Here is a 21363-nt window from a genome sequence, read left to right as displayed (position 1 = left end):
CTTCACAAAGGAGGTGCGTATGGCGGACAAGGTGGTCTATCGCAGCCATGTGCGGATCGAGCGGGTGAAAGGACCATTACGCCGTGCCTATTTGCCCGTCGAACCGGACCCCGTCTTCTTTGGTGTGCATTCTGAAATTGCCGAGCACTACGGTGTTGACCAGAACGTGCACGAACCGCACGCCACCACGCTTGATTATCTGGTGGCGGCGACCGCTGGGTGACTGACCGGTACGTTTGGCGGCGCGCTGGAAGCGCGCGGAATCCCGGCGGGTGAAGGACGGTTGGTTTCCGAATGTGTGGGTGAGATTGAGAAAGATGGCAACGTGCTGGTGGTGCGGCGCATTCATGTTCGCTACACGCTGAAAGCGGCGCCCGAACATCACGCCACAGCCGAGCGTGTGCATGGTTTTCACGCCGATTATTGCCCGGTTGCGCGCACCATTCGCAATTGTGTGCAGATTACCACTGAGTTGCATATTGAGCCGCTGGAAGCATAGAAGCGGCGAACACAAAGCGCCTCTCACTCAGCGAGAGGCGCTTTTTTTTGTGTCAGGATGAATGCGCTAGCGGGACGTCGCGACGCGCCACGCCCATTCACGCGCCAGCGCAGCGTTGCCGCGGAGAGCGGTCTCCACATCGGCGATGCGAATGTGTTCCATGTTGGTGTGCGCCAGGCGGTCGTCCCCCGGCCCAAAGCCGATGACGGTAAGCCCCGCTTTGGCAAAATGCCCCCCGTCGGTGGCGAATTGCCACACATCCACGTGGGGGGTGTGCCCAAGAGCGTCGGTGAGCACGTGGGCGGCGGCGCGCAAAGCGGGATGGTCGGCGGGCAGGGCAAAGGCGGGGTTATCGGCGGGCAACAGCATGCGGAGCCCCGTATAACTCGCGACTTCGTGGGTGCGCACCAGAATGTCGGCTTGCGCGCCGGGTACGGCGCGGGCGGCTTCTTCCGCCAGGGGGCGCAGGCGGGCGCAAATCGTTTCGGCGGTTTCGGCGGGGATATTGCGCCAGTCAATCGTCAGCCACAGTTCGCCGGGAATAACGTTGCTGCTGGTCTGGTCAATGCGGATGAGGGTGGGCGTGGCGCTGCTTCTGCCCAGGTCGGGGTGGGTCTGCATGGGCAATGTTTCCAGCGCCAGCAGAAAACGCGCCGCCACAAAATGGGGGTTGACGCCTTCGGCGGGCATGCTGGCGTGGGCGCTGCGTCCGCGAATATGCAGAATCACCTCGGTGCGCCCACGATGACCGCGGCGCAATTCGTTGCGGCTGGGTTCGCCAACCACGATGAGCGGCGGTTGCAGGTGGGTGAGCAGGTGGCGCGCACCCAAACCGCCGATTTCTTCCTGCACCACGGCGCTCACGTACACATCGCCGGGGGGCGGGGTGGGGTCGTTTTTCAAGCGCGCCACACCGTACACCTGCGCTGCGAGGGGACCTTTGATGTCCACCGTGCCGCGCCCCCACACCGCTTCATCGTGAATCTCGCCGCCGTAGGGTGGAAACCGCCAGCCAGCGGGATCGCCGGGGTCCACATGGTCGAGGTGCGTGTTGAACATGACGGCGGGGGCGTCCCCCCGTCCACGAATACGCCCAATCACGTTGCCGGCGGCGTCCACAAACACTTCATCGTAGCCCAGGCGCTCCATTTCAGCCTTGACGAGCGCGGCGAGGTCGGCTTCATGCCCCGGCAAACTGGGGGTTTGCACCAGGCGTTGCAGAAAAGCGATGCAAGCGGCAAGATCGTGCATGGGTGGCTCCTAGCGGCGCGGCACAATGCCGTTGAGCGTGGTGATGTGCAAGCCGCGGCGTTCCAGTTCGTCCAGGTAGATGTTGATGCCGATGGCGTCGCTCGCAATGTGCCCGGTGACGATGAGGTTGCCGCGGGCTTCGTTTTGCAGTTTCACCAGTTCTTGCGGGGCGATGTGGATATAAATCACCGTGTCCACGCCGTGCTCAAAATAGGCGCGCGCGACAGCCGCCCCGCCGTTGGTGAGCGCCCCATGCGCGACCACCACACGCCCGGCGGGGGCGTCGGGGTCGCCCAGGCGAATGGCAACGCGGGTGCGGGCGGCTTGAAATTCTTTGAAGGTGGCGCTGAGGTGCGCGGCAACTTCCGCGACGGTGGCTTGCGGGTTCGTGCGGAGCAGTTCATCCACAGCGCGCTGCATGGCGGCGCGTCCCAATTCATCGAGTGGGCTGTGGATGTTGAGGAAGGGCATGCCCAGCAGGCGCGCCGCCCCACTGACGCGGTCATAATTGGCGGCGTGGGCGGCAACCCGCAACAGGTCGAGCCGTTCATACACCGCTTCTTCGGCGACCATGCGAGGAACACCGGCGGCGACCATAAGGTCAATATGGCGCTGATAGACTTGCCAGCCGGTCAATTCGGCTTCAGTACCGCGAAAGTGGTGCGCCAGCACGCAATCGTAGCCGAGTTGTTTGGCAAGCAGCAGGTCGCCTGTGTCAATATCCAGCCCGACGAGAATGCGTTGAATGCGTTCGCCGGGCACGAAAATACCACAATCACCGGGGATACTCTCCATGCCCGCCATGTCGAGAGCGATTTGCATGAGGGTGTCCGTCGTGATGGCGCTCATAGGCTTGCTCCTTCTCTGGATTGAGTTCGGTTGGCGTGGTTGTCTGTGGCGGCGGCGCGATTATGCGCCAAAGATGGGATGCGTCAAGGTGCGGAATGTATGCCCGAAAAAGACAAAAACGCCCGCCACTGTGGAGAGCGGCGGGCGGAAGAGCGCCGACATTTTTACAGACCGCGGTAGGTCCAGAGGCGATTGGCGCCAAAATTCCAGAAAAGCACCAGCCCAATGGCAATGGCTTTGGCAAGGTTGTAGTCCCACGGGTGGGGAATGTGAGTGCCCAAGAGATGCAGAACCATGGTGAAAATGGCCTGATTCAGCAACAACCCAATCAGGTTGACGGTGAAGAATTGCCCCAGTTGCGTCGTCACCGGGCGCGAACGGCTTTCGGGAAACGACCAGAGACGGTTCCAGGTGAAGTTGCTGATGACGGCGGCGGTGAATGAGAACGGATTGGCGACAAGCGGCGAAAGCCCCGCAACGAGCACGAGCAGGTTCAGCACACTAAAATCTACAACCGCCCCAATTGCGCCAACGATGGCGAATTTGATAAAGCGTTTGATTTCGCGCCGATTTTCCCAAGCCAATGCAACCAGTTTCTGCGTGCTGATGATGCTCGATGTGTTGTCCATCGGTTTCCGACCTCATTTGACATAAAATTTGGCGACATGCGCCGAGCCGCCGAGATTATACGATGTTTGTTCGGGGTGGCAATTCGCCAAACCGACGAGCCGCGGGTGGGCGGCGCCCAAAGAGTGCCCCTTTGCAGGTCTTGGTTTTGCGATACAATTCGGGCAAGGTCCACTGAGGTTGAGGGCAAGGAGGAGTCTCATGACGGATACCGTTCACCATTCGTTGACCGCCGAACAAGCCGCCGAGCCGTCCAATCGCCTGGCGAGTTTCAATCCGGCGACGGGTGAGGTGTTGGGCTACGTTTCACTGATGACGCCGGAAGAGTTGAACGCCACGATTGAAGCCGCCGCCGATGCGGCACGCATTTGGGGGCAAACGTCGCATGCCAGCCGTCGCGCGTACTTGCAGCGTTTGCGCCGTGTGTTGTTGCAAGAAAGCGATGCGTTGGCGCAGTTGATTGCGTCTGAACAGGGCAAGACCCCCGGCGAAGCCTACGTGACCGAAATCTTTCCCTCGCTGGCGTATCTCAAATGGCTGGAAAGCGACGGTTTGAATCTGTTGCGGAGCCGCCGTGTGTCGCCCAGCCATCCCGTTTTTGGGAGCAAACGCATGTACTACCGCTACGACCCGTTGGGCGTGATTGGCATTATTGCCCCCTGGAACTATCCCTTTGGCATTCCGTTCATGCAGTTGGTGGCGGCGTTGGCGGCGGGGAACACCGTTGTGGTGAAGCCATCGCCTTTTACGCCTTTGGTGGGGCAAAAAATCGCCACCATTTGCCGCGAAGCCGAGTTGCCCGCCGGTGTGGTCAACGTGGTGCATGTGCGCGATGAACATGCGCCGCTCATCGTTCAGCACCCCCTTGTGGATAAAATCGTCTTTACCGGGAGCGTCGCCACCGGGCGGAAAGTCATGGCGACCGCCGCGGCTGGCCCCAAAGATGTGGTGCTGGAATTGGGCGGAAAGGACGCCGCCATTGTCGCCTACGATGCCGATTTGGAGCGTGCTATTCCCGGCATTACGTGGATGGCGATGGAAAACGCCGGGCAAACGTGCGCTTCGGTTGAAATCGCGTTGGTGCACCGTGCCGTGTACGATGCGTTTGTGAATGGCGTGGTGGATATCGTGCGCGGCTTGCGTGTCGGCAACCCGCTGGACCCCAACACAGACGTTGGGCCGTTGAGTAATGCGCGGCAGTTGCAAATTGTGGAAGAGCAGGTGCAGGATGCGCTGGCCAAAGGGGCGCGGGCGTTGGTGGGTGGGCACCGTTTGGAAGGGCCGGGCTACTTTTTCGCCCCCACCGTGCTGGTGGATGTCACGCCTGATATGCGCATTGTGCAGGAGGAAACGTTCGGCCCTGTGCTGGTGGTTCTACCGGTGGCGAGCATTGAAGAGGCTATCGCCTTTGTAAATAGCATGCCCTTTGGCTTGACGGCAAGCGTCTGGACGCAAAGCCCAGTGCTGGCGCATGAAGTAGCGGCGCGCTTGAAGGTGGGGGCGGTCAACGTGAACGACCACGCTTGCCAGTGGGGCGAACCCAAAGCCACGTGGGGAGGCGTCAAATCAAGCGGTTTTGGCCGCGTGATTGGGCCGTATGGCTTGTACGAGTTGGTCAATATCAAGTTCGTGACGGAGGAGTACCGCGAAAAGGCGCTTGAAGCGTGGTGGTACCCCTACGACAAGAACGTGCCCGCGCTCATGTCCGATTTTGCGCAGGCGCTGTATGGTCCCGTCATCAAGCGCCCGCTGGCGCTGCTGAAACTCATGTTCAACCGTCGGGCGCGCGAGCGTGTCAATTTTGTGGAATATGTGCGCCATTTGCGCACGTGGTTCTGAAAAAAGCCAACATGTGTACAACCAGCCAGGTCATTGAGCGACCTGGCTGGTTTTTTTAGCCCTTCAGCACAATGCGGCGGAAGCGTTCGGCGTACCGGTAGATGGAACCGGCGGCATATTCGCGACTGCGGGCTTCGATGCGTTCGCGCAAAGTGGCGGGGTCGCCGATTTGGCTTTGGTGCGCGAGCAGCGCGCGGATTTTGCGGTCGAGCACAGGTTCGATATCCACCCAGAAGTTGGGCTCGTTCGTGGGCGTCATAAAAACATCCAGCACTTTGTGGGGGGCTAAGCCCTCGGCTTCATGCTCAGGAAAATTCAGGCGGTCACGCGCCAGCGGGAAAATAGCGTCGAGTGTGGTATCGCCGACGGCGCGGTGGTCGGGGTGGTTGATGCGCGTATTCCCGATGAAGCGGGCTGTGGGGTCGTGCGTGATGACCACGTCGGGGCGATACAGGCGAATGAGCCGCACCAGGTCGCGCCGCAGTTCGATGGTGTTATAGACTTCGCCGTCGGGATAGCCCAGGAAGACGCATTCTTTCACCCCCAGAATGCGCGCGGCTTCGCGTTGTTCTTGCTCGCGGAGACGCACAAGCCGCTCCCACGTCATCTCCGGGTCACCCGAACCTTTGCTCCCATCGGTGACGATGACGTAGGTGATGTCTGCGCCGGCGTCCGCCCAGCGGGCAATGGTGCCCCCCGCGCCAAATTCGGGGTCGTCGGGGTGCGCCATGATAACGAGCACACGTTCGGGTGATGGGAAAGGGCTCCACATGGTTGCTTGCCTCCTTTGCTTGTTGTTGACATAAAAACTCTCCGGCGCGATGTGAAAACGCCGGAGAGTGACATATCGCGGCATTGAATGGTTAGCGCGGCACGTTGTGCCCGTAGAGCGCGTTTTCCTTGGTAATGCGCTCGATGCCCTTCATGTAGGGGCGCAACACTTCGGGAATGAGAATGCTGCCGTCTTCTTGCTGGTAGGTTTCCATGAGCGCAATCATCGTGCGTGGGATTGCCAGCCCCGAGCCGTTGAGCGTATGCACATATTCGGGGCGCGCCCCCGGTTCGCGGCGGAAGCGAATATTCGCACGGCGCGCCTGGAAGTCCATAAAGTTCGAGCACGACGAGACTTCGAGCCATGATTGCATGCCGGGCGCCCACATTTCGATATCGTACTTGACAGCGGCTGTGAACGAGAGGTCGCCGGTGACGATTTGCACGCGGCGGTAGGGCAAGCCCAGCAACTCAGCCACTTCCTCGGCGTTGCGAATGAGGCTTTCCAACTCATCCATGGACGTTTCAGGCTTGACAAACTTCACCATTTCCACCTTGTCGAACTGGTAGAGGCGTTGGATACCGCGCACGTCGCGCCCGGCGCTCACTTTTTCGCGGCGGAAGCAGGGCGTGTACGCGACGTGGTAGATGGGCAGCATGTCGCCGTCCAGCACTTCATCGCGGTACAAGTTCGTCACAGGGACTTCGGCGGTAGGAATCCACCAATAATCTTCTTCGATATCGCGGAAGAGGTTCTCGCCAAACTTGGGCAAGTTCCCTGTGCCCACCAGGCAGTGCCCACGCACCATGAAGGGAGGATAGACTTCGAGATAGCCATGTTTTTCAATGTGCAGGTCGAGCATGAATTGAATGAGCGCGCGGTTCAGTAGCGCTCCCAACCCTTTCAACACAAAGAAGCGCGACCCACTGATTTTGACGCCGCGTTCAAAGTCAATAATGCCGAGTTCTTCCCCCAATTCCCAGTGCGGCTTGGGTTCAAAGTCAAATTCGGGAATGTCGCCCCAATACTTCACGGGTTTGTTGTCTTCCTCGCTGGGCGAAACAGGAACCGATTCATGCGGCAGGTTGGGCACACGCAGGAGCAGGTCGTTCAGTTTGGCTTCCACGGCTTCAAGTTCAGGTTCCAGCGCTTCAATGCGTGCGTTGATTTCGCGCACGCCTTCAATGCGTTTTTGGCGCTCTTCGGGGTCTTTCGTGCGCCCAATGGCTTTCGATTCGGCATTGCGCTGGGCGCGCAGCGCCTCAATTTCGGTGAGCAACTCACGGCGGCGCTGGTCAAGTTCCAAAATTTCGTCAATAATTTCCGTCGGTTCAAAGAGTTTGCGTAAACCTTCTTTGACGTATTCCGGGTTTTCGCGAATGAGTTTCAAGTCTAACATACATTCCTCCTCCTTGCGTGTTCGGTTGCGCAACAAAAAACGCCCGCCCTTTTGCAGGGCGAGCGCTGGCTCGCGGTGCCACCTGCCTTCGCTACGCCCTCGCGGGTCGTAGCCTCGGCGAGTCCATCGGGACTCTCGCGCGATAACGGGCGCACCCGGCACCACTTCGCCGACCAAAGGTCGTTTTCGTGGGCAACTCGGGAGGGGATTCCGGCGAATCTGCCACCGTCTCGCACCACCCGACGGCTCTCTGAAGGTCAGGGTTCGCCGTACTCGTCTCCGTCATCGTTTTTGCGTTGTCTGATTGTGGGTGCCATTATAGGCGGGGGAGGAAGGCTGTGTCAAATCGTGCTGGCGGGGTTGAGGTTCCTCTTTTTCTTGAACAAAAAAGGCTTTGACACCCCTTTGTGGGTATGATACCATGCGAGACAACCTCCTTATAAGCAAACAGCAAGTTGGAGCCTTATGAGTGATTTCCGTGTACGATTTTGGGGTGTGCGCGGTGCGTATGCGGCGCCGCACTCGATTGAATTTGGTGGTATGACGCCATGCGTTGAAGTCATTGCCGGTGAGCATCGTCTCATTTTTGACGCTGGTTTGGGCATTATCCCCCTCGGACGCACGATTCTCCCCAATGAGTTGGACGTGACCATTTTTTTAAGCCACCTGCACCGCGACCATATCGAAGGGTTTGCCTTTTTTGCGCCTTTGCGCTACCACAATACGACGGTGCGGGTCTATGGCCCGCGCGTGTTAGGGCGGGAACCGTTACAACCGTTTTTGGAAGCGCAATTCCAGCCGCCAACGTTTCCGCTCTTTTTAAACACCATGCCGGCACGGCGCGAAGTTTATCATTTGCGCCACGGGAATATCTATCGGTGGCGTCCCGGGTCTGGTGTTCCGGATGTGTTTGAAGCGCCTGCGCAACAGGCGTTTGATCCTGAGGATGTGGTGGTGCGCACAATTTACAGCACCGCTCACCCGCAAGGCGTTTTCCTTTTTCGTGTGGAGTGGCGGCATCACAGTGTGGTGTACGCCACGGATTTTGAAAGTTATGCCGGTGGCGCGCGTGCGCTCATCCGCTTTGCCGAAGGAGCGGATATTCTGATTCATGACGCCAATTACACCGAAGAAGAATACATGAATCCGTATTTTTCGCGTCAAGGGTGGGGGCATAGCACGCCGCGCATGGCGATTGAAACAGCGCAGGCGGCGGGGGCAAAGCGTGTGGTGCTGTTCCACCACGACCCCCAACATGATGATGAGTTTTTGTTGGAGATGGAACGCCAGGCGCAAGATATTTGGGATGGCGCTGTTATGGCGCGTGAAGGCATGGTGCTTGACGTTTGTCCCTGAGGGGCAACGGTGCCCCTCAATCAAAATCAACACAACGACGAAGGAGTGAATCACGATGGCTGAACAATACGACCTTTTAGTGTTAGGCGCTGGCCCTGGTGGCTATGTGGCTGCCATTCGTGCGGCGCAAAATGGTCTCAAAGTCGGGTGTATTGAGCGCGAAAATCTGGGGGGCGTTTGCCTCAACTGGGGATGTATCCCCTCCAAGGCGCTCATCAAGAACGCGGAGTTGGTCTCGCTGATCAACAACCGTGCCAAGGAATTTGGGTTCTCGTTTGATAATTTTGTTGCCGATTATACCAAGGCGATTGATCGCTCGCGCCGTGTGGTCAAACGCCTGACGGGCGGCATTGGCTTCCTCTTCAAAAAGTATGGTGTGGAACACATTCAGGGCACCGGCCGCCTGGTGGACGCCAACACGATTGAGGTGGATGGTACGCGCTATACCGCCAAGCATATCATCATTGCCACGGGTGCGCGCGCGCGTACATTGCCCGGCATTGAAGTTGATGGCGAATATGTGCAGACCTACCGCGAAGCCATTGTGGATAAACGCGTGCCGAAGTCCATGGTCATCATTGGCGCGGGCGCGATTGGTATGGAATTTGGCTATGTGATGAACGCCTATGGCGCCGATGTGACCATTGTGGAATTTTTGCCGCGCTTGTTGCCTCTGGAAGATGAGGAAATTTCCAAAGAGGTTGAAAAGGCCTACAAGAAACAGGGCATCAAGTACATGACGAGCAGCAAAGTCACGTCGGTGGTGCGTGAAGGGGATATGCTCAAAGTCACGGTGGAACCCGCCCAGGGTGGTGGGGATGCGACCGTGCTGGAAGTGGAGCGCGTGCTGGTGGCGGTTGGCATTCAGCCGAACACGGCGGGGATTGGGCTGGAAACCGTTGGTATTGCCACCGATGAGCGCGGCTTCATTCAGATTGATGACTACATGCGCACGAATATCCCGCACATTTTCGCCATTGGCGACGTCACGGGGAAATTGCCGCTGGCGCACGTCGCCTCGCACCAGGGGATTGTGGTGGCGGATTATCTCGCGGGCAAGCATGTTCACACGCTCGATTACACCATGATGCCGCGCGCGACCTACTGCAACCCGCAAGTGGCGAGCATGGGGTTGACCGAACAGCAAGCGCGCGAGCAGGGCTACGATATCAAGGTGGGCAAGTTCCCATTCAGCGCCAATGGCAAGGCGTTGGGGCTGGGCGAAGGCGAAGGGTTCGTCAAGATTATTGCCGATGCCCGTATTGGTGAAATCCTGGGCGCGCACATGGTGGGTCCCGAAGTGACTGAATTGATTGCCGAGTTCACCATTGCGCGCGAATTGGAAAGCACACCGCTGGAAATCGCCGACGCCGTTCACCCGCACCCGACGTTGAGCGAAGTCATTGCCGAGGCGGCGCTGGCAACCGAAGGCAATCCGATTCACTTCTAACGCAACGGAGAGAGGAGGATGACGATGATTCAACCAGGAGAGATGGCGCCAGACTTTGCATTGCCCGATCAGGATAAAAACGTGCACAAGTTGAGCGATTACCGCGGCAAACCGGTGGTCTTGCTCTTCTACCCGCTGGATTTTAGCCCCGTGTGTAGCAACGAGATGGCGTGTTTCCGTGATGCGCTGAGCGTGTTCAACGATTTGGATGCGCAGGTGTTCGGTATCAGCGTGGACAGTGTGTGGGCGCACAAAGCGTTTGCCGCCCAGCAGGGTATCGAATTCCCCTTGCTGGCGGATTTCCACCCCAAAGGCGACGTGTGCAAGAAGTATGGCGTCTATCTGGAAGACAAGGGGATTTGCGACCGCGTGGTGGTCGTGATTGACCCCGAAGGTCGCGTGAGTGAGGTTATCCACGTCGGCATTCCCAACGTGCCGGATGTGGAGCAGGTGGCAGAGGCGGTGAAAAAGGCTGCCGCCGCGACCGCCTGAGAGGCATATTGACGAAGCAAAACGCCCCGCATGTGCGGGGCGTTTTTGCGTTGGGTGTGCAGGCTAGCACGATTGGTTGAAGCCGCAATTGATGAGGTCGTACCAGACCGTGCTGAGCGTTGTACCCAGAAGCGAGAGCGCAATGATGACGACGATAGCAACCAGCACCAGAATGAGAAGGTATTCGACGAGTGCTTGCCCCCGCTCCTTTTGCTCTGCCTGCCACACCGCGAAAAGGGATGGAATGAAAGTAAACATAAATCCTCCTCGATAATCTTCCACCTTTTCGGCATGGACAGATGCCAGATGCGGCTCGCACGCTCAGTATACACCACAAAACGCCATTTGTGAATAGGCGGAAACGCTAACTGTCGCGTTTATTTGGAACATGCTCTGTGGTCAGCGTGCGAGCAGGGGCAACCAATGGCGATGCCAGCGCGCTTCGGTCATGATGCTGAAGGTGAAGGTGCTGGCTTCGCTTTCCACACCCAGACGAGTGGGCTGTGCTTCGCCGTCGGCGGCGGTGGCGGGCACCACCACGGTGAGCGGCACCGATACCGTTTCGGATGGGGCGAGCGTCACGGTGGGGCTGAGCACGCTTGCCGCCCATACTGTGCTGACGACGGTGATGGTGTACGTGTGCGAAGTGGTATCCTGGTTGGTGATGGCGAGTGTGTGATGTGCCGTTTCACCGGGAAAGACGGGTGTGTCCGCGGTAAAGGTGAAGCCTGCTGGCAAAACGCTATCCACAAATACCGCTGAAGGGACGCCCCAGTCGCCGTTGGCGTTTTGGGCTTCGATGAAGATGGTGTGGCGTCCCAACGTCCAGCCGTCGGTGTCAACGTGCGCCAGGGCGAGTTCGGTCGGCGAGTCGAACAGACCATCTACTGCAGTCATGGTGTAGGTTTGTGTACCTGTTATCCATGAGGGGGCGTCAATGCTGTATCGCACAGCGGCGATGGCGGGAGGTGTGGTCTGGTTGGCGGTGCGTGTGGTGTCGGCGGTGGCTTCAATGCGCAGAATATCGCCGGGGGTAAGCGTGATGGTGTTGGTCATGACACCGTTTAGCAGAATCGTATGCACTTCTGGGCCGGCCGGCGTTTGATAGGGGCGGCGTGCCGCTTTGAAGCCGTAGAACAGGGCGGGCAGGTTTTCGGCAAGGATGGTGTTTTCAAAGTAGGAACAGGCTTGGAAGAATGTGGTGCCAATTTCAAAGGTGTAGGCGGCAACGCCCAACTCACCATACGCCCAATCGTCGGTGGTGCCGTCGGCGATGTAGAGACATTCCGCCGGCTGGCAGACCTGATAGCCGGTGTAGTAGCCGAATTTGTCGCCCAGGCGGCGCAACCCTGCGGCGTTGGGGGCGGGCGCGCTGGTGTAGCCCCACGGGTAGAGTACCAGTTCGCTGTAACTGTGGACGGTGATGAACAGTCCCGTTGTGTCGGGTGGTGCGGCGTCGGTGTCGGCGGGACCGCGTTGGTCGGGCAGGACGGAGGCGACGTAGTTCTGGATGGCTTGCGTTTCCGGTTCCGAGGCGGGGGTTGGACCGCGGTATGTGGACGAGCAGGCATACCCGCTTGAGCCAGCGCCCCTCCATTTGAAACTACTGTTGCGGTTGAGGTCGGTGCCGTAGTACGGGAAGGCTGTGCACCCATTGGTGTTGTTGGTATTCTTGCGCCAGAGGTATCCCGCTTCTGCCTGTTTGCGCCCGTCCGGGTTGGCTTGGGGAATGATGTGGAGTTCTCCGTAGTCCAGCAACCAGGTCACGTCGGGGTCGGTGCCGTAGCGTTGTACGAGGTCTTCGACGAAGCGCATGACGAGTTCGGCGGTGGCATATTCGCGGGCGTGGATGGCGCTCATGAGCACAAATTTGAATTTGCCGCCCGGCGGGGTGACGTTCTGATTGGTGATGACGGCGGCGAGGATGTCGTACCCGTTCGCACCACCTGAGGTGGTCTTTTCCCACGAATCGCCGATGTCGAGCACGCGCACCAGTGAAGGATGCGCCGCGGCGAGGTCGAAAAGCGAGGCGTGTGTTTCTTCCACCGTGCGATAACAGGGATACCCCGGAATGCCACTGGTTTGCCCCGCGAGCGGGCGGTTTTCCATTTGGGCTTGGGCTGTGAGGTCGGGGAGAATGCGCACAGTGTAGCCTTCGGCGCGCAGGTCTGCCAGTTCCTCAGGCGAAAGCAGGGCGGGGACTTGTCGGCGCGCATGGTCAACTGTTTCAAATAGGTCGTAGCGCGCCGCCAGACGGTTCAGGTCGTCGCGGTCGTGGAAGGTGATGAGCGCCACAATGGGAGCGGCGGGGGCTTGGGCGGTTTCATTGGCGAGTGGGGGGCGCAGGGTGTGCAGTGCCCCCCACAGCAACATACCGACAAGGGCGGTGCCGAGCACAAGCGCGGCAGAAAAAAGACGGGGCGCACGGGACATGTGTTGCTCCTATGTTTCGCGTTGAACACGACTGCCTTCAGGTCCTTTGGTGACGATGAGGCGCACAGGGAACATATCTTTGAGTTCTTCGATGTGGGTGATGACGAAAATGCGTTCAAATTCATCTTTGATGGCGTTGATGGCTTCCACCAGGCGTTCGCGTCCGGCGGCGTCTTGCGAGCCAAAACCTTCATCAATGAAGAGCGTTTGCAAGCGCGCGCCCGAACGCTGCGCCAGCAAGCGACTGAGCGCAATGCGCAACGCAAAATTGACGCGGAAGGCTTCGCCGCCGCTGTACAGTTCGTAGGGGCGTTCACCGGCTTCATCGCCGATGATGATGTCGAGCGTTTCGATTTTGGCGTCTTTGGATACAAGCGCGCGCTGGCTTTCCAACCGCACCCACATGCGCCCATTCGTCATGATGTCGAGCAGGCGGTTGGCTTCTTCTTCGATTTCGGGCAGGATGGCTTCGATAATCAGGGCTTGCACGCCTTTTTTGCCGAATGCTTTTTGAAGTTCCTTGAACGCATGGAGGCGTTCTCGCCAGGTCGCGCGTTCCTTTTTCAGAGCTTCGAGCCGCTCGCGCTGTTTTTCCGCCGTTTCCAGTTTTTGGCGGGCGGCGCCCAATTTGCGTTCAGCGTCAATGTGTTGCTGGTGCAAACGTTCCAGGCGCTGGCGGGCTTCGTTTTTCTGCTTTTCGATATCGGGAAGCTGGCGTATTTCCTCGCGCAAGGCGGCGACTTCGGCGGCTTGGGTTTCGATTTGCTTGGTGAGGGTGGCCATGTTGTCGCGCAACGATGCCAGCAATTCACGGTTGCTCGCCAGGCGTTCTTGTGCCGAATGCAGGTCGCGCAATTGGGTTTCGGCGTCGGCAAGTGCGCGCACTTTTTGGCGCGCCTTCTGGTGTGCGGCTTCGTCATAGCCTAACTCGGCGATGCGTTCCAGCACCTGGGCAAGTTGGGCGCGCTGTTCCTGCGCGTATTCTTCGCGTTCGAGGCGCGCGCGGAGCTCATCGGCCTGGGCTTGCACCGTATCCAGCTCCGCCCGTTCCGCGCTGGCGATTGCCGCGGCGGGGTCGTCTTGGTTGAGTTGTGCCTGGCGTTCAGCGAGCTGGCGCTCCAATTCAGCGAGGCGTTTGCGCGCTTCGGCGACGCGCTGCAAGTTGGCTTCGGCTTGCGCGAATTGTTTTTGCCAGCGTGGGCGTTCGCTTTCAATCTGCTGGCGCAGTTGCTTGCCTTGTTGTGTGATGGCGTCCAGTTCGTGTTGCAGGTCGGTGATGCGCTGTTTGTTGGCGGCAATGGCTTGTTCCGCCCGTTCGATATCCAGGCGTGTCTCCGCTATCACACGTTCACGGTGTTCAGGGGCAAGCGGCTGCCGGCAGACGGGGCACGTCGCGCCCGCCTGGCTTTCGAGCAATTGCAAGCGTTCCTGCAAGTCGGCGATGTGTTTGCGCAAGTGCGCGTTTTCAGCTTCCAGCTTGCTGATAGCGGTTTGGCGGTCCTGGTAATGCTCGCGTAGCTGTTCGCGTTCCTCGTCGAGGGCTTGCAGCTCGGCGAGTTTGGCTTCGGCTTTGGCGCGTTGCGCTTCGTAGTCGGATTGGTGCGCCAGAATGGCGTTTTGCTGTTCGATTTCGCGCGCCAGCGAGGCGGCTTCGGCTTCCAGTTTGCTGATGGCTTCGGCGATGCGCCGGTTGAGCTCGTGGATGCGCCGCTCAGTCTGGCGGAGCTGGTCATCGAGGGCGCGGCGTTCTTGTTCGATGCGCCGTTCGAGGGTGCGTTGTTCCTGTTCCAGGCGGCGCAAGGCGTCCAAACGCTCGTTCCAGAGGGCTTCTTCTTTGCGCGCGGCTTGCAGGTCCTGGTAGCGTTTTTCAATCTCCTCGCGCTGGGCGAGCAAGGCTTCATCCGCCTGGATGCGCTTTTCGACGTTGCGGGCGCGTTCTTGCAGCGTGTTGTAGCGGGCTTGGGACTCTTTGAGTGTGCGCTCTTTTTCGGTGAGGGCTTCTTTTTTGTTGACTAATTCGTTCCACTGCGCGAGCAGGCGTTGGTGTTCGGCGTCGGCTTCGGCTTTTTGCGCTTTCAGGCGTTCCAGCTCACGCTCAATGCGTTGCACTTCCTCGCGCAAAGCGGGAATACCGGCGATTTCACTTTCGACCTGCTCAATCTCGCGTTCGCAACGGACGACTTGCAGCTCCGCATCGCGGGCTTTTTCTTTGGCGCGCGTTTCGAGCTCGTCGTACACGCTGAGCCCCAAAATATCAGCCAGAATCTCTTTGCGTTCGGCGGGCTTGCGTGTCGTAAATTCATCAGCCCGCCCTTGCAGAATAAAAGCGGAATTGATGAAGGTATCGTAGGAGACTTTGAGCAGTTTTTCGATTTCGTTTTGGGTCTCGCGCAGTTTCGAGCCGCCGATATTGACCCACGTGGTCCCATTGTGCAGCTGGAGTTCCAGTTGGCTTGTTCCGCGCCCTTCCATGTTCCGTATGCGGATGATGCGGTAGCGCTGCCCATCCAGTTCAAACGTGAACGCCACGCGCATATCGGTTTGCCCGCGCGTGATCAAATCGTTGTCTGACTTGGCGCGCGATTTGCCCCATATCGCCCATGTGATGGCGTCCAGAATGCTGGATTTGCCGTGTCCGTTGTCGCCGATGATGGCGGCGAGATGAATACCCTCGAAGTCAATCGTGGTAGTGCCGCGGTAGGACATGAAGTTTCGCAGTTCAAGCGCAATGGGAATCATACGGCTATCCTTCAGGTGGGTTGGTTGGTTGCTCGTGTGCGTGGGGCATGATAGCACGAAGGCGCGTCAGCGAAAAAGCAAAAAACGTGGAATGCCGTGCGTTGGCGTTCGTTTGCGGATCAGGTTTGGTCTGAGGAAGCGGCGCGCCGAAGCGCCGCGGCGACACGTCGCGCCTGGGGAGTGTTTGAGGTCATCCAGCGGCGCAAGATGGCGCGGCGTTCTTCCCGCGTGAGAAAGTAGGCGTCGCCCACTTCGCGGCGGGCGCGCTGGGTGGTGTGGAAGATGCTCACGGCGGCGGCGACAGAGATGTTGAGGCTCTGCACGAAGCCGTACATGGGAATGATGAATGTGCCATCCGCCAATGCCACGGCTTCATCGCTCACACCGTCGTGCTCGTTGCCGAAAAGAAGCGCCACGGGTTGGCGCAGGTCAATCTCCTGGATGGGGGTGGCGTGCTCATCAAGGCGGCTTGCCAGTACGCGGTAGCCGCGGTGCTGCATGGCGCGGATGGCTTCTTCGATGGTCGCGTAGTGATGCAGGGAGAGCCATTTGTCGGCGCCCTGCGTGACGCCCTGGCTGGGTTGCCAACCGCCGCGCCCGGCGACGATGCCGATGTTTTGCACGCCAAACGCCTCACACGAACGGAGCACCGCCGCCTGGTTGTGTCCATCGTCCACGGCTTCAAGCAGCACGGCGATATGGCGCGTGCGTTGACGCAGCACGGCGTCCATTTTGAGGGCGCGCTCAGGCGTCAGCAGTTCCCACAAAATGCGGTCGCTTTCGTCGAGAATGCCCTCGTTGACCAGTTGTTCAAACAGGGCGGCGCGTTGTTCTTCAGGCGTCATAAGGCTATCTCCGCGTGTTGATGAGTGGCTACCAGCATCCTATGGAAAGCCTGCTTTGCGTCAATTTTGGCAACCAAACAACTGTTTGTTTGAATTTGGCGAAATCGGCAAGTTGGCATAGACTAGGTGTATCTCCACTGGCAACCACTGCATGGCATTTGGGGAGGGGAAACATGCAAGAAAAACCCTGGCTAAAGTTCTACGATGAAGGTGTACCCGAAAGTTTGACGTATCCCGGCTACACATTGGACACCTTTCTTTCCGACAGCGCTCGTGATTTTCCCCACAACACCGCTATCATCTTCTACGGCACCAAAATAACGTACCGTGAATTGAATGAGGCCGTCAACCATTTTGCCGCCGCGTTGCAACATTATGGCTTGCAAAAGGGCGACCGTGTGGCGGTGATGATGCCCAACTGCCCGCAGTACGTCATCGCCTATTATGGCACACTCCGCGCGGGGGGTGTTGTTGTGCCGACAAACCCCATCTACACCGCCCACGAGGTTGAACACCAGTTGCAGGACAGCGGCGCCCGCTTCATTGCAACGCTGACCATGAGCCTCAAGACGGTACGCTCGGTGCTGCACAAGACGAACGTCGAGCATGTCATTGTCGGCAATATCAAGGATTATTTCCCGACGCATCTGCGAGTGCTTTTCACCTTGTTCAAGGAAAAGAAGGAAGGGCACTACGCCGACATTTCGGACATGCCCAACGCATCGTGGTTCACCGATTTCTTGAAAGTGGGGGCGTCGGCGGTCTTGCGCCCCGCCGGCGTGACCAAAGACGACCTGGCGGTGTTGGGGTACACGGGCGGGACAACGGGGGTTCCCAAAGGGGCAATGCTCTTGCACCGCAATTTGGTGGCGAATACGTTGCAGGTTTCTGCATGGATGCCAGGATTGGAAAAAGGGCAAGATTCGTGTTTGGGCGCGTTGCCGCTTTTCCACTCCTACGGCATGACCACCATCATGAACCTGAGTATTGCCAACGCGGGGACGATGATTCTTGTGCCGAACCCGCGCGATATCCCCTTCTTGCTGAAGATGATTGACAAGTACAAACCAACGCTCTTCCCCGGCGTGCCGACACTCTACACGGCGATCAATAACCATCCTGACACGCCCAAACATAACTTGAAGTCTATCAAGTATTGCATCAGTGGTGCCGCGGGCTTGCCGCCGGAAGTGCAGCGCAAGTTTGAAGAACTGACGGGCGCGAAATTGGTTGAAGGTTACGGCTTGACCGAAGCCAGCCCGGTTACGCATGCGAATCCGCTGAATGGCACGCGCAAGGGGGGGAGCATTGGCATTCCCTTCCCCGATACACTGGCGAAAATTGTGCATCCTGAAACGGCGGAGCCGTTGCCGGTGGGTGAGCCTGGCGAGTTGATTATTCACGGGCCGCAGGTCATGGCGGGGTACTACAACCGCCCGGATGAGACGCTGCAAACGTTGCGGAAGGATGAAGAAGGGCGGGTTTGGCTGCACACGGGCGACATTGCCCGGATGGATGAAGATGGGTACTTCTACATTGTAGACCGCAAGAAAGACCTGATTATCGCCGGTGGGTACAACATTTATCCGCGCGAAGTGGAGGATGTGCTCTATGAGCATCCCGCCGTCCTCGAAGCCGCTGTGGTGGGTGTGCCGCATGAATATCGCGGCGAGACGGTCAAGGCGTTCATTGTGTTGAAGCCGGGCATGCAGGCGACGGCTGAGGAGATTGAGCAATTCTGCCGCGAGCGCCTTGCGCCTTACAAAGTGCCCAAACTGATTGAGTTCCGCGATGAGTTGCCCAAAAGCACCGTGGGGAAAGTGTTGCGGCGGGTGCTTGCCGAGGAAGAACGCAAAAAGTTTGAGGCGCAGAAGAAAAATATGGCTTAGGCTCATACCCGTAGCCACCTTGTTTGTGCCTCATGCGGCGCGCTTTTCAGGCGCGCCGTATTTTTTTAAGAAATTCACGCCATACTTTTTTGCGTAGTGTTTCACATTTTTTTGGCGTCTCACTATAATTGGAGTTATGCCGCTTCTGCAACGGTGTGCGAGCGATTCAATGGTTGTCAGGTTGCATAGGAGGCGGTATATGCTGTTGAGGCGTGGTTTGTGAGAAAAAATTGAGAGAGGAGGATTCTGATGGCCCGTAGACTTGAACTTCATTTGACGCCGGAACAACGTCGCGAACTTGAAGATATTCGCGACAACCACCCGTTGCGCTACATGCGCGAACGCGCCGAAGCGTTGCTCAAAATCGCCGAAGGAAAATCCGGGCGTGAAGTCGCCTTGAAGCACTTGCCCAAGGAGCGCCAGCCGGATACGGTGTATCGCTGGGTGCATCGCTACCAAAAAGAAGGTGTGAAGGGCTTGTTCATTCGCCCCGGACGGGGTCGCAAGCCGAAGAAGCGCAAAGACGCCTGACGCATTTTATGGATCCAGCCTTTCTTGCCGAAGTGCGCCACATTCTGGACGATGCGCGCGTCTCTACCGGTGAGTCGGTGCGCGCTCTCCATGCACGCGACCAATCGTCCCATGCCGCGTGTTTGCCGGACCTCGTTGTCTGGCCGCAGACGACCGATGAAGTTAGCGCGCTTGTTGCATGTGCGGCGCGTTTTCGCGTGCCCGTGGTTGGGTGGGGTGCCGGAAGTAGCCTGGAAGGCAACCCCATTCCACTTGCAGGCGGTATGGTGATTGACTTCACTTACATGAACCGCATTCTTGCGCTCCATGCCGCCGATTTTCAGGTTGTTGTGCAACCTGGTCTGCTCTACAAAGACATGAACCGCACCCTGGCCCGCCACGGGCTTTTCTTTGCACCCGACCCCGGCGCCAATGCCAGCATCGGCGGCATGATTGCGAATAACGCCGCCGGCACGCGCACCGTCAAATATGGTGCAACGCGCGATAACGTGCTCGCCCTGGAGGTGGTGCTGGCGGACGGCTCGGTGGTGCATACGGGCTCGCGCTCGGTCAAACAATCGGCGGGGTACGACCTCACACACCTCTTCATCGGTTCAGAGGGAACCTTGGGGTTGATTACCGCCGCCACCTTGAAACTGGCGCCGCTCCCCGAACAGTTCAGCGCCGCCATTGCCTCGTTCCCCACAACGACCGACGCCGCCAATGCCGTGTATGCCATCATGGGCTCAGGCATTGTGCCCGCCGCGCTGGAATTGCTCGATGCGAGTGCGATGCGCTACTTTCTGCTGAATACGCCGCTTGATGTACCCATAGCGCCAACTTTGTTGATGGAATTCCACGGTGCGACCGAAGCCGCCATTGCCAGCGAATTGGCGCTTGTGCGTGAACTGTGTGCCGATATGGGAGCCACCACGTTTGTCTCCGGTGTGGGGCGCGATGAGCGTGATCGCATTTGGCAGGGGCGGCATCATCTGTTCCATGCCATGGTGCAAACGCATCCCAGCCAGCCTTATCTCATCACTGATGTGGCTGTGCCCATTTCACACTATCCTGAATTGGCGGCGTTCATTGCCGAATTGCTGGACACCATGGCGTTGGATGGTGCGCTGTTTGGGCATGCCGGCGATGGTAATGCGCATACGGTTGTCTTTGCTCCTTCGGATGATGCGGAGACCCTTGCGCGGTTGCAACACTTCAACGACCAGGTGGTTGAAAAAGCCCTCGCGCTCGAAGGCACATGCACGGGGGAGCATGGTGTCGGCATTGGCAAGCAAAAATACTTGCTTCGCGAATATGACGAAGCCACGTTGACGCTCATGGCGCTTCTCAAACGCACCCTTGACCCGCATAACATTCTCAATCCCGGCAAGGTTATCCCCTCTTCATTTCTCCTCTGAACAGGCTTGATTGGTTGTGCCCCTCGCGTCTTCATTTTAGAATACCGCGCGTTGCCAACCAACCGCTGAAAGGCGTCGGCTTGTATGCGTGTGCGGAAACCCTTGTTGCTGGGCATCTTCTTGCTCTGTGTGGGCGTGGCGTTGCTGGTGTGGAACGCCAGCATGCCCGCTGAGACCGTGCAAGGCTGCTTGGATTGCGTGAAAACGCCGCCCCCTTCGCACATGCGCGTGCTGGTGTTCAACATGCTGCATGGCTTTCCAGACGGCAAAGCGCGCATGGCGCGCGCCGACCTGCTCATCCAGACAGTGCAGGCGCTCAATGCCGATGTGCTTCTCCTGCAAGAAGTTTCCCATACACGTCGTGATGGGTTGCTTGCCGAATATCTTGCCGAACGGCTCAACATGAATTGGGTTTATGCGCGCGCTAATGGCAACCTGGCGTGGATTGGATTTGAAGAGGGCGAAGCCATTTTGAGCCGTTTTCCGCTGGAAAACGTGCGCATGGTTGAACTGCTTCCGCAAGATGATTTTTTTGAGCATCGCATTGCGCTGGAAGCCACTGTGCGCACACGTGGGGGGCTTTTGCGTTTCGTCAGCACACACCTCACCAATGGCGACCCCGCCGTCAACCAGGCACAAGCCGACGCCCTGCTTGCCTTCGTGGCATCCGTGCCTACGCCGGCTGTGATTGGCGGCGATTTCAACGCGCAACCTGCAAGCCCGACCATGCACCGCCTGCGGGCTATGTGGCGGATGATGCCGCCGCCGCCTTCGGTGCCCACGTGTTGCGTGGATGTGTTCGGCGCTCCCGATGTGGAGACGTTCACCCACCGCATTGATGTCGCTTTTCTCTTTCAGCCGCCGCCTCGTTGGCGTGTTTTGGGGGGAATGCGTACACTGGACACGCCTCATTGGACGGGGGAACGCTGGCTGTGGGCGTCTGACCACGCTGGTTTTTTCTTTGATCTTGCAACTGACAAAACGGAGTAAGGCTT

Annotated in this window: 19 protein-coding genes and 1 other annotated feature; of the genes, 10 read left to right on the top strand and 9 right to left on the bottom strand. The window is 58.5% G+C overall.

Annotation, left to right across the window (positions count from 1 at the left end; translation table 11 throughout):
• The first annotated feature begins 19 nt into the window (after positions 1–19).
• Together SE16_RS04075 and SE16_RS04070 are read left to right on the top strand one after the other, a co-directional pair.
• Entirely contained in the window at positions 20–223 is a 204-nt protein-coding gene (locus SE16_RS04075; protein WP_054493318.1) for a hypothetical protein, read from the top strand.
• The gene (locus SE16_RS04070) at positions 224–499 is read left to right on the top strand and encodes an OsmC family protein (RefSeq protein WP_082374295.1); all 276 of its coding nucleotides are present in this window, start codon (positions 224–226) and stop codon (positions 497–499) included.
• A gap of 66 nt (positions 500–565) precedes the next feature.
• On the opposite strand, the gene SE16_RS04065 is transcribed toward SE16_RS04070, so the two are convergent.
• The 3 genes from SE16_RS04065 to SE16_RS04055 form a co-directional block, all read right to left on the bottom strand.
• Entirely contained in the window at positions 566–1750 is a 1185-nt protein-coding gene (locus SE16_RS04065; RefSeq protein WP_060687240.1) for a M20/M25/M40 family metallo-hydrolase, read from the bottom strand.
• Between the two features lie 9 nt (positions 1751–1759).
• Positions 1760–2599 (bottom strand): hypothetical protein, encoded by an 840-nt coding sequence (locus SE16_RS04060; RefSeq protein WP_060687238.1) that lies wholly within the window; start codon positions 2597–2599, stop codon positions 1760–1762.
• 164 nt (positions 2600–2763) lie between these two features.
• On the bottom strand, positions 2764–3228 hold the full coding sequence (locus tag SE16_RS04055; RefSeq protein ID WP_054494232.1) for a GtrA family protein: 465 nt from the start codon (positions 3226–3228) through the stop codon (positions 2764–2766).
• A gap of 199 nt (positions 3229–3427) precedes the next feature.
• Between SE16_RS04055 and SE16_RS04050 the strand changes: the two genes are divergently transcribed.
• On the top strand, positions 3428–5065 hold the full coding sequence (locus SE16_RS04050; RefSeq protein WP_054494230.1) for an aldehyde dehydrogenase family protein: 1638 nt from the start codon (positions 3428–3430) through the stop codon (positions 5063–5065).
• A 55-nt stretch (positions 5066–5120) separates the two neighbouring features.
• Here SE16_RS04050 and SE16_RS04045 read toward each other — a convergent pair whose 3' ends face one another.
• Positions 5121–5837 (bottom strand): PIG-L deacetylase family protein, encoded by a 717-nt coding sequence (locus tag SE16_RS04045; protein WP_054494228.1) that lies wholly within the window; start codon positions 5835–5837, stop codon positions 5121–5123.
• A 91-nt stretch (positions 5838–5928) separates the two neighbouring features.
• The gene (serS, locus tag SE16_RS04040; RefSeq protein WP_054494227.1) at positions 5929–7236 is read right to left on the bottom strand and encodes a serine--tRNA ligase; all 1308 of its coding nucleotides are present in this window, start codon (positions 7234–7236) and stop codon (positions 5929–5931) included.
• 51 nt (positions 7237–7287) lie between these two features.
• Positions 7288–7531, bottom strand: a binding site (T-box leader).
• Positions 7532–7701: 170 nt separating this feature from the next.
• On the opposite strand from serS, the gene SE16_RS04035 reads away from it, so the two are divergent.
• Genes SE16_RS04035 through SE16_RS04025 form a run of 3 tightly spaced genes read left to right on the top strand, consistent with a single transcriptional unit; the run spans position 7702 to position 10534 of the window.
• Complete coding sequence (locus SE16_RS04035; protein WP_054494225.1) at positions 7702–8592, top strand: MBL fold metallo-hydrolase; 891 nt, start codon at positions 7702–7704, stop codon at positions 8590–8592.
• Between the two features lie 55 nt (positions 8593–8647).
• Positions 8648–10042 (top strand): dihydrolipoyl dehydrogenase, encoded by a 1395-nt coding sequence (gene lpdA / locus SE16_RS04030; protein ID WP_054494223.1) that lies wholly within the window; start codon positions 8648–8650, stop codon positions 10040–10042.
• A 24-nt stretch (positions 10043–10066) separates the two neighbouring features.
• On the top strand, positions 10067–10534 hold the full coding sequence (locus SE16_RS04025) for a redoxin domain-containing protein (RefSeq protein WP_160317059.1): 468 nt from the start codon (positions 10067–10069) through the stop codon (positions 10532–10534).
• A 63-nt stretch (positions 10535–10597) separates the two neighbouring features.
• Here the strand turns inward: SE16_RS04025 and SE16_RS04020 are convergent, their stop codons facing one another.
• The 4 genes from SE16_RS04020 to SE16_RS04005 all read right to left on the bottom strand — a co-directional run bounded on the left by SE16_RS04020 (position 10598) and on the right by SE16_RS04005 (position 16551).
• Entirely contained in the window at positions 10598–10792 is a 195-nt protein-coding gene (locus SE16_RS04020) for a Flp family type IVb pilin (RefSeq protein ID WP_054494219.1), read from the bottom strand.
• Between the two features lie 141 nt (positions 10793–10933).
• Complete coding sequence (locus tag SE16_RS04015; protein ID WP_082381970.1) at positions 10934–12967, bottom strand: M14 family zinc carboxypeptidase; 2034 nt, start codon at positions 12965–12967, stop codon at positions 10934–10936.
• A gap of 9 nt (positions 12968–12976) precedes the next feature.
• Positions 12977–15706 carry an AAA family ATPase gene (locus SE16_RS04010; RefSeq protein ID WP_054494215.1) on the bottom strand — a complete coding sequence of 910 codons (2730 nt, stop codon included), beginning with the start codon at positions 15704–15706 and terminating at the stop codon, positions 12977–12979.
• A gap of 119 nt (positions 15707–15825) precedes the next feature.
• Complete coding sequence (locus tag SE16_RS04005) at positions 15826–16551, bottom strand: TrmH family RNA methyltransferase (protein ID WP_054494213.1); 726 nt, start codon at positions 16549–16551, stop codon at positions 15826–15828.
• Positions 16552–16724: 173 nt separating this feature from the next.
• On the opposite strand from SE16_RS04005, the gene SE16_RS04000 reads away from it, so the two are divergent.
• The 4 genes from SE16_RS04000 to SE16_RS03985 all read left to right on the top strand — a co-directional run bounded on the left by SE16_RS04000 (position 16725) and on the right by SE16_RS03985 (position 21358).
• Positions 16725–18440, top strand: a complete 1716-nt coding sequence (locus tag SE16_RS04000) for a long-chain-fatty-acid--CoA ligase (protein WP_054494211.1) — start codon at positions 16725–16727, stop codon at positions 18438–18440.
• Between the two features lie 249 nt (positions 18441–18689).
• Positions 18690–18971: a helix-turn-helix domain-containing protein gene (locus SE16_RS03995; RefSeq protein ID WP_054494209.1), complete on the top strand. Its 282-nt coding sequence runs from the start codon at positions 18690–18692 to the stop codon at positions 18969–18971.
• Between the two features lie 8 nt (positions 18972–18979).
• Entirely contained in the window at positions 18980–20368 is a 1389-nt protein-coding gene (locus SE16_RS03990; RefSeq protein ID WP_054494208.1) for an FAD-binding oxidoreductase, read from the top strand.
• Positions 20369–20452: 84 nt separating this feature from the next.
• On the top strand, positions 20453–21358 hold the full coding sequence (locus tag SE16_RS03985) for an endonuclease/exonuclease/phosphatase family protein (RefSeq protein WP_054494207.1): 906 nt from the start codon (positions 20453–20455) through the stop codon (positions 21356–21358).
• Positions 21359–21363: the final 5 nt, after the last annotated feature.

Source organism: Ardenticatena maritima (assembly GCF_001306175.1).
Lineage (GTDB): Bacteria > Chloroflexota > Anaerolineae > Ardenticatenales > Ardenticatenaceae > Ardenticatena > Ardenticatena maritima.
The sequence above is the reverse complement of the archived record's forward strand: the minus strand, read 5'-3'. Positions and strand labels throughout refer to the sequence as shown.

What these genes read in the sequence shown, in the direction of transcription:
- SE16_RS04075 (WP_054493318.1), top strand. Translation starts at nt 20, where the DNA reads ATGGCGGACAAGGTGGTCTATCGCAGCCATGTGCGGATCGAGCGGGTG.
- SE16_RS04065 (WP_060687240.1), bottom strand. Translation starts at nt 1,750, where the DNA reads ATGCACGATCTTGCCGCTTGCATCGCTTTTCTGCAACGCCTGGTGCAA.
- SE16_RS04060 (WP_060687238.1), bottom strand. Translation starts at nt 2,599, where the DNA reads ATGAGCGCCATCACGACGGACACCCTCATGCAAATCGCTCTCGACATG.
- SE16_RS04055 (WP_054494232.1), bottom strand. Translation starts at nt 3,228, where the DNA reads ATGGACAACACATCGAGCATCATCAGCACGCAGAAACTGGTTGCATTG.
- SE16_RS04050 (WP_054494230.1), top strand. Translation starts at nt 3,428, where the DNA reads ATGACGGATACCGTTCACCATTCGTTGACCGCCGAACAAGCCGCCGAG.
- SE16_RS04045 (WP_054494228.1), bottom strand. Translation starts at nt 5,837, where the DNA reads ATGTGGAGCCCTTTCCCATCACCCGAACGTGTGCTCGTTATCATGGCG.
- serS (WP_054494227.1), bottom strand. Translation starts at nt 7,236, where the DNA reads ATGTTAGACTTGAAACTCATTCGCGAAAACCCGGAATACGTCAAAGAA.
- SE16_RS04035 (WP_054494225.1), top strand. Translation starts at nt 7,702, where the DNA reads ATGAGTGATTTCCGTGTACGATTTTGGGGTGTGCGCGGTGCGTATGCG.
- lpdA (WP_054494223.1), top strand. Translation starts at nt 8,648, where the DNA reads ATGGCTGAACAATACGACCTTTTAGTGTTAGGCGCTGGCCCTGGTGGC.
- SE16_RS04025 (WP_160317059.1), top strand. Translation starts at nt 10,067, where the DNA reads ATGATTCAACCAGGAGAGATGGCGCCAGACTTTGCATTGCCCGATCAG.
- SE16_RS04020 (WP_054494219.1), bottom strand. Translation starts at nt 10,792, where the DNA reads ATGTTTACTTTCATTCCATCCCTTTTCGCGGTGTGGCAGGCAGAGCAA.
- SE16_RS04015 (WP_082381970.1), bottom strand. Translation starts at nt 12,967, where the DNA reads ATGTCCCGTGCGCCCCGTCTTTTTTCTGCCGCGCTTGTGCTCGGCACC.
- SE16_RS04010 (WP_054494215.1), bottom strand. Translation starts at nt 15,706, where the DNA reads ATGATTCCCATTGCGCTTGAACTGCGAAACTTCATGTCCTACCGCGGC.
- SE16_RS04005 (WP_054494213.1), bottom strand. Translation starts at nt 16,551, where the DNA reads ATGACGCCTGAAGAACAACGCGCCGCCCTGTTTGAACAACTGGTCAAC.
- SE16_RS04000 (WP_054494211.1), top strand. Translation starts at nt 16,725, where the DNA reads ATGCAAGAAAAACCCTGGCTAAAGTTCTACGATGAAGGTGTACCCGAA.
- SE16_RS03995 (WP_054494209.1), top strand. Translation starts at nt 18,690, where the DNA reads ATGGCCCGTAGACTTGAACTTCATTTGACGCCGGAACAACGTCGCGAA.
- SE16_RS03990 (WP_054494208.1), top strand. Translation starts at nt 18,980, where the DNA reads ATGGATCCAGCCTTTCTTGCCGAAGTGCGCCACATTCTGGACGATGCG.
- SE16_RS03985 (WP_054494207.1), top strand. Translation starts at nt 20,453, where the DNA reads ATGCGTGTGCGGAAACCCTTGTTGCTGGGCATCTTCTTGCTCTGTGTG.